The organism is Escherichia sp. SCLE84 (assembly GCF_012584495.1).
Classification (GTDB): Bacteria; Pseudomonadota; Gammaproteobacteria; order Enterobacterales; family Enterobacteriaceae; genus ECMA0423.
This window is the reverse complement of sequence record NZ_CP051431.1, coordinates 22,340-37,177: the sequence shown is the minus strand read 5'-3', so window position 1 is coordinate 37,177 and position 14,838 is coordinate 22,340. Positions and strand designations below refer to the sequence as shown.

At 41.8% G+C, this 14,838-nt stretch carries 9 protein-coding genes and 1 pseudogene; all 10 read right to left on the bottom strand.

Annotated features, from left to right (window positions below; all coding sequences use genetic code 11):
- Positions 1-15: 15 nt before the first annotated feature.
- A pseudogene (trhN, locus tag HGD79_RS24475) lies at positions 16-3,205 on the bottom strand (IncHI-type conjugal transfer protein TrhN).
- Between the two features lie 18 nt (positions 3,206-3,223).
- On the bottom strand, positions 3,224-4,279 hold the full coding sequence (trhU, locus tag HGD79_RS24470; protein WP_181196458.1) for an IncHI-type conjugal transfer protein TrhU: 1,056 nt from the start codon (positions 4,277-4,279) through the stop codon (positions 3,224-3,226).
- 144 nt (positions 4,280-4,423) lie between these two features.
- The gene (locus tag HGD79_RS24465; RefSeq protein ID WP_001256133.1) at positions 4,424-5,935 is read right to left on the bottom strand and encodes a TrbC family F-type conjugative pilus assembly protein; all 1,512 of its coding nucleotides are present in this window, start codon (positions 5,933-5,935) and stop codon (positions 4,424-4,426) included.
- On the bottom strand, positions 5,922-6,434 hold the full coding sequence (gene trhF / locus HGD79_RS24460) for an IncHI-type conjugal transfer protein TrhF (RefSeq protein ID WP_001286759.1): 513 nt from the start codon (positions 6,432-6,434) through the stop codon (positions 5,922-5,924). Before trhF ends, HGD79_RS24465 begins: the two co-directional genes overlap by 14 nt.
- Before the next feature lie 277 nt (positions 6,435-6,711).
- Positions 6,712-11,016 (bottom strand): IncHI-type conjugal transfer protein RSP, encoded by a 4,305-nt coding sequence (gene rsp, locus HGD79_RS24455; protein WP_001232107.1) that lies wholly within the window; start codon positions 11,014-11,016, stop codon positions 6,712-6,714.
- Between the two features lie 119 nt (positions 11,017-11,135).
- Positions 11,136-11,690, bottom strand: a complete 555-nt coding sequence (locus HGD79_RS24450; protein ID WP_000235777.1) for a hypothetical protein — start codon at positions 11,688-11,690, stop codon at positions 11,136-11,138.
- Between the two features lie 8 nt (positions 11,691-11,698).
- The gene (locus HGD79_RS24445; protein ID WP_000836980.1) at positions 11,699-12,124 is read right to left on the bottom strand and encodes a hypothetical protein; all 426 of its coding nucleotides are present in this window, start codon (positions 12,122-12,124) and stop codon (positions 11,699-11,701) included.
- Positions 12,114-12,566 carry a H transfer determinant A gene (gene hdtA / locus HGD79_RS24440; RefSeq protein ID WP_000952689.1) on the bottom strand — a complete coding sequence of 151 codons (453 nt, stop codon included), beginning with the start codon at positions 12,564-12,566 and terminating at the stop codon, positions 12,114-12,116. Before hdtA ends, HGD79_RS24445 begins: the two co-directional genes overlap by 11 nt.
- Positions 12,567-12,969: 403 nt before the next feature.
- Complete coding sequence (locus tag HGD79_RS24435) at positions 12,970-13,608, bottom strand: hypothetical protein (protein WP_001107537.1); 639 nt, start codon at positions 13,606-13,608, stop codon at positions 12,970-12,972.
- Positions 13,609-13,619: 11 nt separating this feature from the next.
- On the bottom strand, positions 13,620-14,657 hold the full coding sequence (gene parM / locus HGD79_RS24430) for a plasmid segregation protein ParM domain-containing protein (protein ID WP_000818955.1): 1,038 nt from the start codon (positions 14,655-14,657) through the stop codon (positions 13,620-13,622).
- Positions 14,658-14,838: the final 181 nt, after the last annotated feature.

Sequence of the window (14,838 nt, the reverse complement as noted above, 5' to 3'; positions counted from 1 at the left end):
CTAACGGCCCCTTCTTCAATATTTCGGCAACTGCTTGCCCGTAACCGGATCCAGCGTAGTTGAACCTACCTCACATATGGCCGGTCGAGGTAAATAGCTACAATCTACATTTTCCTCTTTCTATAGCCTGAGCATTTTCTTGTCTGGCCTTTATCATATTTTCTTCACCGCCCATTGCTTCCTTGGTACGTTCTGATGGAAGTTGATAGTTCTCATTCTGGAATGGTAAGTTTTCCACAATTGATTCTTCGGAGAATTTTGAATATTGATCAGGAACTTCTCCTACCTGAACTGCATCATTAATCCACTCCGTCAGATCAATTTTATCGAAATCCAGTTGCTGTATTTGCTTTATTGATAGCCCCACGCAATTAGAGGCGACAGGGTCTATTCCTAATTGCGGATAAGCTTGTTGCATAATAACGCGTGACAACATGGAATTATAACAGCACATGTCTGTTGCTTTTTTAACGCATTTCTTTGTGAAACCAACATTCAGATATTTGACGCATCGTTCCGTATCTAATGTAAAACAGGATTTTTGATTCTTATGAATAGAAGCTTCCATCTCTTTCTGGTCGCATGCTACCAACATTTCTAAAAGCATTTTAGTGACCTGATAGGCTGTATAAATCCAACCGATCACGTTTAATGCAAGCATAAAGTTTTGAACCGCAGCCGAGAAGACAACCTCTCCTCCGGTAGTAGCAACGTTCTTAAAGACAAAGTCTCGAACTGTATCTGGTAGCAATTCGTAGGCTTTCTTCATTGCCATCTGCTTAAGCTGACCTATACCGAAGCTGGACATTGTTTCCTGTGCCAACTGGCCAGCACCTCCTGCCCCTCCAGAAGTTGCGGAAGACCCAACTGCCCTGCTTAGATTACCAGCGACGTTTTCATATACGCTCGTTAAGGAGCTCGTGACATTGTTCCACATTTGCCCTACTGTTTTACCAGCTGATGCAGTCCACTCACCGACCGCATTGGACATAGAAGCCCATGTACCTGTATCACCGCCGGTCCATTTTATTAGCTGAGCATTAACTCTGGTCCAGTTAGTGTTTCTGATCATAGATCCGGCAAGCATGATACCTTCAAGTGCTCCTGCGGTTCCCTGCGGTGCTTCGCAGCAGTCCGTCTTTGCCAGGCCATTTACAAAGCCTACTGAACGACCACACCATTCAGGTTTTCCTTCAAAGACAGAACAGGAATTGGCATCGTTAGGGTCTTCGCATTTGGCTTCGCCCTGCATGTACTGAACCATGTTTGAATAAGCCGCAACTTTTCCAAAATCGTTGTTCTCTTCCTTTGGCCCAGTTTCGCATGTTCCTCCAGAACATGGGATCATGCCAACACAGGCATTTGTAGAAGATTCAACCTCACGAACTACATCCTTACCTCTGTCACAGGTGTATTTCTGTTCATACATGTAGCAGCTGTTAGTGCCCTCATCGAACCAACCCTCTGCACATGTTTGTTTATCGAGTACACATGCTGCATCATTTTTATAAGAACTACATGCATCAGGCATACTCTTAATTTCTTCGTAGTTGTAACAGAGGTCCTTTCCATTAGCGTCTTTCATAATTTTCCCACTGGCGTCATAAGAGCAAATCTTGTCTTTAGCCAATGGATCACAAAAATAGCCTTCAAGGTTAGTCTTCCAGGTAAGAAAGCCTTTATCGCCTTCATACAGCGGCTTTGCCATAGAAAGCACGCTTTCCGGAAGCCGCTTCGTGCCAACATCCATATCTTTAAACCGATCGAAACGGCAGAATGTATTTGGTGTTTGTACAGCATCGTAACAACCAGCTGGTTCCTGGACGTGCTTATCTTCGAGCTTCATATTTTCAAACGTCAGCTCAACCTCAAAGTACCCTTCACCTCCCCCACCAACCCAGACTCTGGATGCCATTGTCACTTCACGATCAGGTTCTTCATAAACTGATTTTCTGACCTTTTCAGTTACATCGTATACTTTGTCGAGTTTCCACGATTTTTTTAACTCCCAAGATCCCTTTGGAGCCGGATAGTCACTTTCTCGATATGCACCATCTATGTGAGCAAAAATCTGCGTGCCATCAAGTGTTACCCGCATGTGGTCATCCCACTCCGCGTTAACAATCTTTGCTGAGGCCAATTTTGCATCCGGATGGAATTTTAATGTCAGTTCGTTATCAAATACCCCGTCACTCCAGTAGTTGTCATCACGGCGACCAAACCATATACGCACACAATTATCGCCGCACATCGACATGTCTCCGTTTCCGCCTGAAATGTATACAGGAACAGAGAAGTCACGAGTTATCGTGCAGCTGCTGAAGTTATCTTGCTTAGGCGAGTTACAGTAGAACTCTTTGTAATCAGGATAGTGTGTGGTTACTGTTTTTTTGGAGGTCTCAACATTACAGTTCTGAAGCCAGTTTCCAGTACCAGCAACAGCATTGGTTATCTCATTTCTCCCCGCAGTAAACATGGGATCGTTAGGCTTTACAGACGATGCCGGGTTGTCCTTGTTAGCATTTACGAGGGTGCGGTAGGCAACGCCATCATAACTTTGAGCATCAAATAACTGGCTTTTCCGATTCTTTATATCGTTAACAAAGCCATCCTCATCCCCATAACGATCTGCGGCGTTGAACTTTATATCGCTGTGCTTTTGCTCTGAGCTGAAAATCTCTCCCGTATTTGTTTTGGTTCCAGGAGTAGTATTGGGATTACTGCTTATACCAATGTTGCCATTAGCATCACGAGAGAGCAGCTTTGCCCCTTCCTTGGTGTAGTTTGAATTGATTGTCCCTCCAGACATACTCGGCAGTTGTACGGCGCTACCAATAGACTTTCCATCGGATGCGGCATTTTTCATGACACTTTCATTAGAGTTCCCTGCCCCATACTTCCCGAGATTAAGATTAGCGGATTCGGCTTTACCCACGTATTTCTCGGTGATCTTCCCACTGACATTCTCGCCTGAATCCGCGTTCTTGTATTTCTCCACAATGTCCTGAGCACTGGTGGTTGCATTGCGATTTGCGTTAGGATTTGCAAGGTTAAAATTATTTTCGAGCTGGTCAAATATAGCGTCAGCAGCGTAAACACGTGGTGTCATTACCATGTTTATGAGTGTGACATAAAAAGCCCAACTCATAGTATTGGCAACCATTGATGCAATAATCGCTGAGGTGATTGTTTTTCTAAGTTTCACTTATTTTCTCCTTAGAAATCAAACGCCTGGAACGTAGCGAACACAACAGTCATTGTAACGCCACAACATATAGACATAATTATCGTTGCCTATTTTTTTGCGCCCACCTTTAAGGGTTGACCAGTCGTGTACCGAATCACCAAGACGATGACAGCAATCCGGTCCCTTCGCCTCAGGAGTAGGGAAAAGCATTGAAAGCCGATACTGGGAACGTGGTGTAAAGTATTCCCACGTTTTCTCACACATTGCGTCTGCTCCCATCGTTCGCATCAGCATGCCTTGGCGATGTAGTTTTGTCAGAAGACGCTGGGTAATCAGTGAACTCGTCCTTACAGCGTCATCATTTGCGTAAATGTGGCCGGTTAATGGGTAAAGGTTGCCATCGCATCCGGCACAAAAGTATGCAGCGAGATTATCCTTTCCTGCTGTTACTGCTACACAGTCAGCAGCGCACACCATTGAGGCAATTGGGTTTGCAAAAACTACTGCCTCGGGATTCAGGACGAGTGTAAGCAGATCACTTTCCCACATAGGGTCCACTTCGCTTATATAGGTCAGGCTGGCATCTATATAGGGTTCAGCAGTGCACTCGCCAATAATCAGTAATTTGAGCATTGTCATGATTGGGAACTCCCAAAGATGAACATCGTAAAATCCGGCTTCAGTTGCTGTCATTGGCTGATTAGTGTTGCTTTTACCAATATCAAACTGCGATTTTTGAAGCATCGTGCCTTCAAGAAAGGGGCTGCACCAGGGGCTCTTTACAACTTCTACAATCTTCACCGGCTGAAAGAAGCTCAATTGCCAACCTATTTCCGGTACGCCGTTCTGATCTGTGCAGTAGCAACCCGGACGTGAAGGTGCAGCGCCTTCTGGAGCAGCCCCTATGCCCATTATCCTCATGGGAAAAATGCAGCTCCAACAGATATTCTTAATCAAGCCCTGCCACACTCCAGCTGACTGACACATAGCCCCAGGGACTCCAGCATCTGCTGCCATAGCCATACCAGGTATAGAAAGCGAAAGCATAACTGCTACAATGAACTCTAAAAGTAACTTTTTGAATTTTTTCACCATCATGCTCACTTGGATGTAATAAATGTTGCAACACTTTCGATATAGTCGACGGCTTTGGTAAAATAACTTCTCATCTGGTCCGGATAATTTAGCGTCAGCCATGTTGCAAAGAGAGCGCCTATAATAAATCCGAGTTTCATATTATTTTTCCTCTGAAAGATTTGGGGCTCCGATTCCACGGACTTCTGCCTCGCTAAACAGGGTGATCCGGAATTTATCTTGGTCAGTAGTTATAAGCGCAGGTGTATTTTTAATCTGAAAGCGTGAGATAATCTGTTCGTTTACTTTAAACACCTTACCGTTAAATTTTTCACGTAAATCATTTAGGTGATCCCATCCATTATCTTTTTGGATACGGGTAAACATTGGCATTACTTTTCCACTACCCAGACGTTGTCGATACTGCTGCTCAGCCCATACCAGCTGGCCCGGATTGAGTGGATCGAAAATTATCATCGTCAGGTTTTGAGGAAATCTCGAAAGTGGATTAATCAACTCACCGGCGGAAGCTATTACACGGCCCTGCTTATCTTTTACGTCCTGAGTGACCCTCACTGTAGGGTCAATTAAAAATTCTTTGTGTTCCTGGGCAGGAGGGAGATCGACCATCCATTGATTTTTCCAGGTGTCCGCAACGGCCCTTTTTTTTGCACCTTCCCAGTCATATTTTTGTGCGCGTTCTTCCAGTTCTTTAATGATGCTCTTTTCTTCAACGGGATAAATCGTACCAGCAACAGGAAAAATGTCCTGATCGGGTTTTTTAGCAAGTTCTCGCTGAAAAAACTCAACGTTGAAGGACCCTACCATTTTTGCAAAACGAGCTTGCTCCCGAGAAATAATTGTCGGTACTTGAGTTACTTGATACTGACTGAAGCTATCAGGATCAATTGTAATCAAAGGAGATTCAAATTTTCCTTTGACAATCATTTGGTTTATTGCTGCCTGTGTCTCTGGTAGCCGAGTAGTTCCTTTCTTTAGACCATTGAAAACTACACGAGCTTTATGCTCTGAGGCCGTACGTAAAAGGTCTTCCAGTACATAATCCGGTAAGCTAAATGAAGCAAAGATCGTTATACCATTTTCAGTTGATAGTGCTTCTTCACGTGTGCTATCCATTTTTCTTTCGAAGTCAGCAGCTGTGATGCCCGAGGAACCAAACAATTTTTCGATATTTTTAGATTGTCCTCGCATGACTTCCGGCTTATTTTCCACAGCTTTCAGAGCCGCTTCATTAAGGCTGGCGTTTTCCTGAATTTCATCACGTCTTCTAATTATATCGTTGACAGCATCAGAGTTATTACTTTGGGCCCTTATAGCCTGGGTATGGTCTATAACTGCTTGAACACTATCCGCATTCATACCGGGCACGTAACCACGGTTTGTTTGCCTGCTCAGGTCCTGGTTTTTTTTGAGTGCTTCAGCTTGCGCAATGTACTTCTGCACATCTGGTGAATTTAGCGTAGCATCAAGGCTAAGAGCCCCATCTGGCTGCTGTGCACCTTTAGCCTGAGCGCCAAGCCCTTTTGCTTGCTGAGCGATTAGGTCAGCATCATGTTGATACTCAGTGCTTGCATTTGTATTACTTAAAACTGCACATAACGCAAGTCCAGGAAGTATTGGTAAATATTTTTTATTTACATTAAAAGATCGCATATGTTTTCCCAATTACTGAATTCAGCTTTACTGTTCCCCAAAAACGGGAATCCCATGAGTGATCGGTTTGCCCAATTAGGAAAACTTCGCCTTCAGGAATTATCAATTCTTTTTCAATCAAAATGGACGGAATACTGTATTTCTTTGAAATACGACGTGCATTAGCTTCAAAAAATTTGTCCCCGTTATAAACCCCATCCATTGTTACTTTGAGTTTGTCACCGCCCACACCGGCAACAATTTTTATGACTCGTTCATTTTCTGGGATAAAACGAACCGATTTCGGCATGTTGAAAGCTATGAGTTCACCAGTTTTAATAGTTTTATCCGAATGATCAATCATATAAAAATCAGCAGGCAGGCACCCATTCAATAAACCGTATCCAAATGTATAACGGGTGAAAAAGACACACATAACGAGAATCAGCAATAAAATATTAATGGGGACATACCAATCCAGTATAAGCAGCCCTCTCTTTTTAGGTATGTAGTCGCTCATATTTTTCTCACTAGCACTGAAGAATATTTTTACTAAGTAGATACACCTCTATCCAAGTAACTATTATCCATGTTTTTCAACGCTCGGAAGTCTGCAAACTAACCTAATATTAACCTATAAGGATGTTAATTTCTCAGCATGTAGACGCAGCCTTGTTAGCGGCCATGAAAGATACCTTTGTAGCAAAGTTACTTTCCGGTATTAATTTTTCAAAGGTCCAATTGTTGGGCATAAAAAAGCCGGGACAAAATGTCCCGGCTTTATATTTAAAAATTTATTACTCACTGCTTGGTATTGATACAGTGTTTTCAGACTTACTTGCCTCTTCAGCCGGTCCGAAAACTGTCACGTGCTGCGTTGCAAAGTCTCCACTATCATCATAAGCAATTACTTTTATGTCCTGCTTACCACGGTTAAGGTTTTTAGAAAGTGTAGCCGTACTACCGAAAACGTTCCTTAATTCGCCGTTGATGAACCATTCATATCTAACCATTTTTCCATCAGTATCATCACATTTATTGGTAAAGCTCCAGCTTAGGTTGGTTTCCGTGTAGCTCAATGTACAATTAGGCACTGCGTTTTTAACGACATCAAACTCAACAGATGCTGAACCTCTCTGTCCAAGTTTACTAACAACATCAATTGTGATCTCGTATTTCTTTTCTTTTAAACCCGAAATCAGTTGAGCCCAATAATTTTTGCCGCTGGGTATTACCTCACCGTTCACCTTGTATGTGACCGTATCTATCGAGTCCGCCGAATGAGATAGCTTGATGTTTGACCTTAAGGTTACATCGAGTGGAGCTCTCATATATTTGTTAGAGAACTTGGGTGTCATCTCAACGTTCATTGGCGTTTGTTCATCGACAACAAAGGTATTTTCGATACGCTGTTCATTGTTGCGGTTATCTTTGAAAACAACCATCAATGTATATTTGCCAGGATTTTCAATTGTAAATTCTTTGGTGTCACCTTCATCTTTAGTGATTACCAGATTCTCTTTGTCGTAAATCCATTCTCGGGAATAAGTAACACCAGGATAGTCTCCATCCTTAATACCGCTCAACGCAACGCGTAGGGTGGTCGGTGCCATGTCGTATTTAAGTTTGGAGCTTATTTTCATTTCGGGGAATTTATAAACCCACGATTTGACAGAAACTCTACGGGTAGAAACCGTATTCTCCTTATTGTCCGCTAACCATGCACTGTATTCAAAAGCAGCATATCCCTGTTTATCCAACATTTGCTCAGTAAGGGTAACAGACAGTGTAGAGCCTTTAAATGTCTGGCCATCCGGTGTTTTCCATTCTTCAACTACGTTATTACCATTCTGGTACTTACTGTTAGGGTTCGTGAACTTACCTTCCAAAGTAACTTTTTGACCAACCTCTACCTTAGAAACCCCCGTTACCGAGACAGAAAGGCGCTTGGGTTTTGCGGCTGCCAACCGAGCAGACGTTTCCTTCCATGAAGACTCCTCTGCCAGTTCATCGGAATCAAGGTAACGCATCCGGGCATAAATCGTAGACGGTAGGGTATCAGCTGAAGCCACAGTGTAAGTTGTATCTCCCTGCACCCAGTTGACTTTATCCTCTGACCAGAGAACCTCAGCGGTGCCTGCTGGTATAGGCTCATCGTTATCAAGCAGGGTTACAGGTACATCTGAGCCCTGAAGAATGTCTGTCACATCTATACTGAGCTTAGGCTGCTTGTAGGTAACTACCGTTAAGGCATCTGTGTAGGAAACCTTAGATGTGAATTTATTGGTCATTTTTGCCCTATAAAGCCACTTTCCTACTTCTGTCTTTTTGATACTTACACTTCTCTTTCCGGTCATGTCGGAAAGCATATTCCAGGTTTGACCATTATCAGAGGACTGCTGCCATTCGGTGGGGGCAAGTGCGTCAGAGTTAGCAGTACTGGCAGATTTGAAGCTTACCAGAGTACTAAGTGGGATCCTTCCGATAATAAGGCTTTTCGACAGGTTACCCTCCAGTTCCTCACCTTTATAGATTCGAATGCCTACAGCACTGGTCTCACGTTTCATTTCAAAATCAGAGAATGGCGATCTGACCTTAGCCACACCAACCAGACGCATATTACCCAGATCCATATTTTCAATTTTAATCTTGGTTTCGACAATGCCCGCATCATTGACCGGCAATGCTTCAGTCAGCGCAGTTCTTTCGTATGTAGTTTTATAACGGCCTGTTTCTGGATCTTTGCCGTATACACTTTTTTGCGAGTATATCGTGACGTCCCATTCTCCCATTGTTTTACGGTCAAATGCACTTTTACGTGTGGAGTTGTTATAACGCCCCACTGTTACCTTTAAGGGCACTTCAAGAGATGTGGCTGTTTTTCTGTCATCCACTTCCATCGATGCTCGAATATTGAAATCAGGCACCGTATATACGTTGAGTGTGTCTGTAGTTCTTAATTCTGGATCCTTTGAGTATTCTACAGCTATGTCAAAGACGTTCTTTGTCCACAATGGTGCAGCAGCAACCTTAACCCTTTGTACAAAGGTCGTTGCATCGTTGTTTGAGGAACGATTTTTAAATGACGTTTTGACAGCCTCAGAGCCGTTTTGAGAGACGATCATCGTAACGTCAGCTGGTACCACCTTCGCTAATATTCGAGCGGCCTCCCCCCCGGTCGTATAAGCCAGAGCAGTGTTCGGATTGATGCCAGCTATGACTTTATTCTTTTTGTAAGAGATGATCGGGTTGTATGGTAATTGTGTGGTCAGAGTACGGCGATTCCTTGCGGATACCGCTTTAGAGCCCTTCCCGTTAATCATATAGACTTGATAGTCGAGCAGATTCTCACCTGTTTTATTAAAGAATCCAGTTAGACCCGGGGTACGTCCTTTAAAATAGAACTCCAACCCATCAGGGACATTGTTCCACTGAGGGTAGCATGCTGTAACATCTGATTTTTCCCCATACCAGGCGAGGTAAGCATTCGCATTTTCCTCTGTGGTAAACAGAGTGCATTTATCACCAGCTGTTTGACTAAGCAGGTCCGTATACTGACGTACACGCGAGTAAAGAGTTACGTTTTTTTCCAGATTCTTGAGAGTGAATCCAGTAGGTTGATAAGTGAAAACGGTACTGAAATTAACGTTTTTTCCATAAAGGTTTTCAGCCACCACAGTAATCTCGTGATCCGAATTAACTGCTAAATCGTCTCCAACCGGCAGGTAGTAAATACCTCTATAATTTGTAGGTGTTAACGAAACTACTTTGTTGTCTATTGTTACTGATTTTATGTCAGCAACCCCAGCCTGCCCCTGGAAAGCTGCAACGATAATCTCGTTCAGGAAGTATACGGGTGCTCGTTTAGTTAATACCTGCCCATCTTTGAGAACCATAAGCGTTGGGTTATCAGACAGCATCAGTTTGCTTTCAGGCTCAGTGTACGTAGAAGAGTTTTTGCTCGTATTTTCTACTGTAAAAGTCGCTGCGTAGGACCCGTTTATAAGATCCGTTAAGTCGAAGATATAGAGGTACTCATCACCGACTTTTTGAGGTCCACTTACCGGCTGTAAAGTTCTACGTAAAGGGGTTGCCCAGGACTGTTTGAAATCAATCTCAGTGCCATCATCTAAAGTCACTTTAGTCGTCGGTTTAAACACGCCATCCGGAGTCATAGTGAGCGACATAGCTGTTGGGAGCCACCATTCACCTTCTGTTTCTTGCTGGGGTACCTTAACGGCCACAGCAACGGTTTTGGCTCCGGTATAGATGTCCTGGCCACCTACTTTGATTGTTTTAGCCTCATCGGTAAAATTCCAAAGTGTATGGTCTACTACAGGAGGCCGATAATCCCAGTTAACAACAAGCTTTTTGGATTCAGGAGGTGCGAAATAATTATTCTTAGAGTTTGCTGTAATTGTGATATCACGTGAACCCAAAAGTTCATCTGTATCACTGGCCTTAATGCTTCCAACTTCAATGGTACAGGAAGTTCCGCCAATAGGAACTTCACAGGCGGAGCCTGAACCTATTGAGATGTATTGAATATAATTGCGGGGCTCAACAGAAACAGCGATATCTTTGATCGCTTCATCCTTTAAATACGATTTGAAAGAAAAGCCGTCATAGACTAATCCGTTCAGGGATGATTTAAGACCGGTGATAGTAGGTTTTACCGGTGCCACACTTTTGATTGAATATTCACCTTTTACTATTTCAACTTTTTTCCGTTCAGAACCAGAGAAGTAAGAAATCTTGTAAGGTAGTTTTAAATCACCGGTGGTGTTGGGAACGCCTGAAAGAGTGAAACCGTTAGAAGTAAATCCCAAGGTATTGGGTAACCACTCAAAAAAACAAACGAGGTTATCAACAGAGGAAGTCGCTCGATCATCAACCGTTACATTACAGGCTGTGCCTGCACCTGAGGCAGTGATAGTGTTAGAATTAACGTATGCAACAAAGTCGCCCGGCCCCGGGTCAAAGGATACGGCTGGCAAATCAGCCTGTAGCTTTCCTGAAATCATAATCGCTTCGGCATAGACCGCTTTAATCGGAGCAATTAAAGAAAACAACAGGGCTAAACCTAAACCTGATTTTCTCATGACGAATACCTGTTTTTCTGAGCAAAATTAAACTCACTTTACGATGAAAAACAGAAATATCCGTTCGTATAATATTTAAAAAAACCTGTATTTTTCCATGTATTCCGTATGTTAATACGCTATTTTGAATTCTTGGCTTCAGATAAGCGAAGCGCGGTAATTATAGACTCGGAGCTTACCCAAGGCGTTTTTTGAGCAAGATATCCAAGTATGTAGAGGCCAATTTTAACGCAGTCCATTTGTGAGACGGGGACCATGTGCATGAAGGGTTTTAAGCCGTCTTTATCGACTGGAACTATCCCTGCTGATAACAACAAACCGCCCCTCTCGTTTGGGGTAACGCTTATATTTTTGTATACGACGTGGCCATGATGTGAGGTTTTCCTCTTATCAATTTTTAAAGTATGCATGATTCTAAGAAATACAGATGCCATCTGCATAACTTCATTCGTCGACAATTTTAGAAGTACAGAACGGTTTGAGCCCCAGTCATAATCTTTTTTGGCGTTCCTCGGAGCGACGTGCAATGTAAGATAATAATTATCAATCTCATTTGAAAAAGGTGAAGGTTTTGATGAGCTAACATCTTCATTGTTCATCTCAATGACAAGTGCTGCATCCTGACCAAAAGCTTTTACATTATGGTTTTTAAGAGAGAAGTCTGAAGTTGCCATATAAAAAGTCACTTTTGATAAAACCACATACCACCTAATGATTCATCATCGGCAAGATGCTTGAAATTTGAGAGTGTATATCCTGTTTTGGTTTCAGAAATCACCATGCTGTAAGATGCCGTATGTACAAGGCGAGAATTGTTTAGATCAAGATCATCACAAAAACCAGGGCTTTTGACGGGGTCAGCCTTTTCAACAAAAGTTACTTTTGAAGCGATGCCGTTGATCACGATTTTCTCGTTATCAGCAATTTTAATGTTTAAAGAAGGCGAGCTTTTATCACATGGCAGGAAGAGTGATGTCTTTTTAAATGTGTTTCCAGTGAAGTCCAAAAGGTCAGGTTTAACCGGAACATTGTTTAGGATTTTATAAACTCCAGCAAATGCACATATCACAACAAAACCAGATAAAACATATCTAATCTTAGACTTCATCCCCCAGTTCCTCTCCTAAAAGTTTTAACGCACTTACGCACATAAGCCTCAACTGATACAGTAAGTTATCAGCGGTTATTCCACCAACGAAGGTAACTGTACGTCGTATTGATGCTCCGCCAGGCTCGCACTGGATATGGCCGATACCAGAATCACGGAGGAAGTCATTTTCTGCACTTACAAGGTCTGACTCTACAGGTGGAATGATAACTTCAATGAGTATTGTATCAACTGGGGCCCACTCCCAATCGAACTTAAGAGAGGAAATTGGGGATATAGAAACAAGAAGCTCATCAATATTAAAAATTACGGGTTTTATTCCCATAACCTCAGACTGAATGAAGTGGCTTTCTACCATAACTACCGGAAACTCTGAAATAGTCAGAACTCCGATTAACTGGTCTCGGCGTAAACCATGTATTAGTGAGTTGCGAGATAGCATTCGATCAGCCTTTATTATAATAATCAAACATTTGGGACAAGAACAAAAGGGATTACAGAAACGAAGATTCTACATGAACATCGTTGTCAGTGACCTTAGGTCCATCGGGTATAAGGGTATCAAAAAATCCTTACATAACCATTAAAGCACAGAGACTTTATAAGTAAAATAATAATTAAGTACCAGATTTATTAAGATAATTCTTAGGTTTTTTACAAATTTAGGAAAAATCCGCACTTCCTGTAACAGCACCCAAATTAACCTAAAATACCGTTTCATTAACAGTAATTTTACATACCCAGGTGAAGCCTGAAATTATTATAACAAAAAAAAGGCCAGCAAGTATGCTGGCTTTCCTGGTAAGACAAGTTGGAACTCAGAAGTCGATTGTACTGTCTCTCACCTATCTTGCCAAAGTTGCCAGTCGCTTGTTTGCCTTAGCTTTAGATTTTATGCTTATGGAGGCGGTTTGATTTTCATCCGATACTTTTTCTAGCACTGGCACCACAGCGGAAATGGACTTTTCTTTTGAAATTTTGGATGCATCTGAAGAAAGTGGGCTTTCAGATGGTATAGAGGTATCGCTTCCCTCATTTTCAATCTTCACACCAAAGCAGGCATGTTCCTTTTGTACAAGGAAGGTTTCTTTTACAGAAACAGAATCCTGCTTTGAATTATCTAATTGTAGAGGTGTTAAATACTCCTTAAACTTTTGATCTAAGACATTCTCTAGCAATACATTAATAGGAGGCTTAGGTTCAGTATCTATAGTATTTCCATCATTCAGAAACCTATTAAGATCTGCAAGTGTTAATCTTTCGTTTAAACCATTTATAAAATTTGCCAAGTCAGGAAATAAATTATTCAATACCAACCCGGTACTAATAGCCGACCTAATTAAATCCAGTTGGTCACCCCTATGAGAAAGTTCTGTTTTTTTCAAGAAACTATAAACATAGGGTGCTTTTCTTTCGGATATCCAGAAAGACCGGATCTGAATCCGGTCGTTATCTGCCTTATTTGAGATAGGGTTTTTAGCCATGTTCTAGCTCATTATTCTGAATAAATAGTATCAGCAATTGCCAAAGATAATGCGAACTGCGGATTGTCTACCATGATAACTTTAGCCGTTTCAAAATGTTTACGAATAGCTGTTTCGATGAGATATGAACCTCCCCCAACAAGGAAAACATTATGAGGCCTCTCTTCGACTTGTGTAACCGCTCTGATTACTTTACTTTGCAACTTCTGTACCGCAGAGTTTACCGCATCAAAAACACCGTCACGCTTGTCCTCTGCAACCTTCAAAGCTGATTTATCATGACGATTATCAACAAGATGATGAATGTAAGCATTACTCGTATTCAGTTTCTCAGATTCAAGATACCTGCTGATCTCATCGTAAACAATAGAACAACCAATACGGTCAAAACCTTTTACTTTCGAAATCTGTTCTAATTGCCCAGTAATACTTGCAACATCAAGAGTAGTACCACCAAGATCAATTACCAAACTTGATTCAAATGAAGCAATATCCTCAATTTCATCTGCCCGGGTCACAGCTGGTAAAGATTCAGGGAAAACAGTCACAGACAAAACGTTGAAAGAATAGCGTTTACCGTCAAGATAACGCTCAACTGGTTTCATCAGGTTATCTTTTTTTCTCTGAATATTTTCAATATTCGTTTCCCCTAAAGCAGTATAGAACTGGCTAAGAGGTAAAGTAACAAAGAGGTGAACATCCTGAGGAACTAAACCAGAAGCATGAAGTGCATGGTGAACATTTAACCGGCTAATTTCATCGTATTGGTGAGATACATCAGTCGATTCCAGTGAGTTACTAGATTCGCTGTGATGCGAAAACCTTTCCAGCCCATCAATAAGATAGTTAAAAGGATTGAGACCCTCATGGCGAACACGGAAATCTGGAACAAAACTATTTTGTGTGAGCAAGGGAACTAATTCGTTTCTTTCATTAAGACAAACCAGTTTTGCAGCTTTACTTCCATCATCGACAACGATTTTTAAAGCTTCAGTGATATCCTGCAATGATTGTGAAACAGGACTTTCAGATTTTAATAGTTCAGCCATAAAAACTCTCTTTTATTAATAGGACCATATTAGATATTAACTTTATACATTAATGGTGACCTATTATCAACATCAACACTATTAAAAAAATACGTAACTCTATGTTATTTCAGCATCCTTCCATTTTAAATACATTACCGTTAAATATCCTGTATTCATGAAGTAAACATGTTTATAAAGG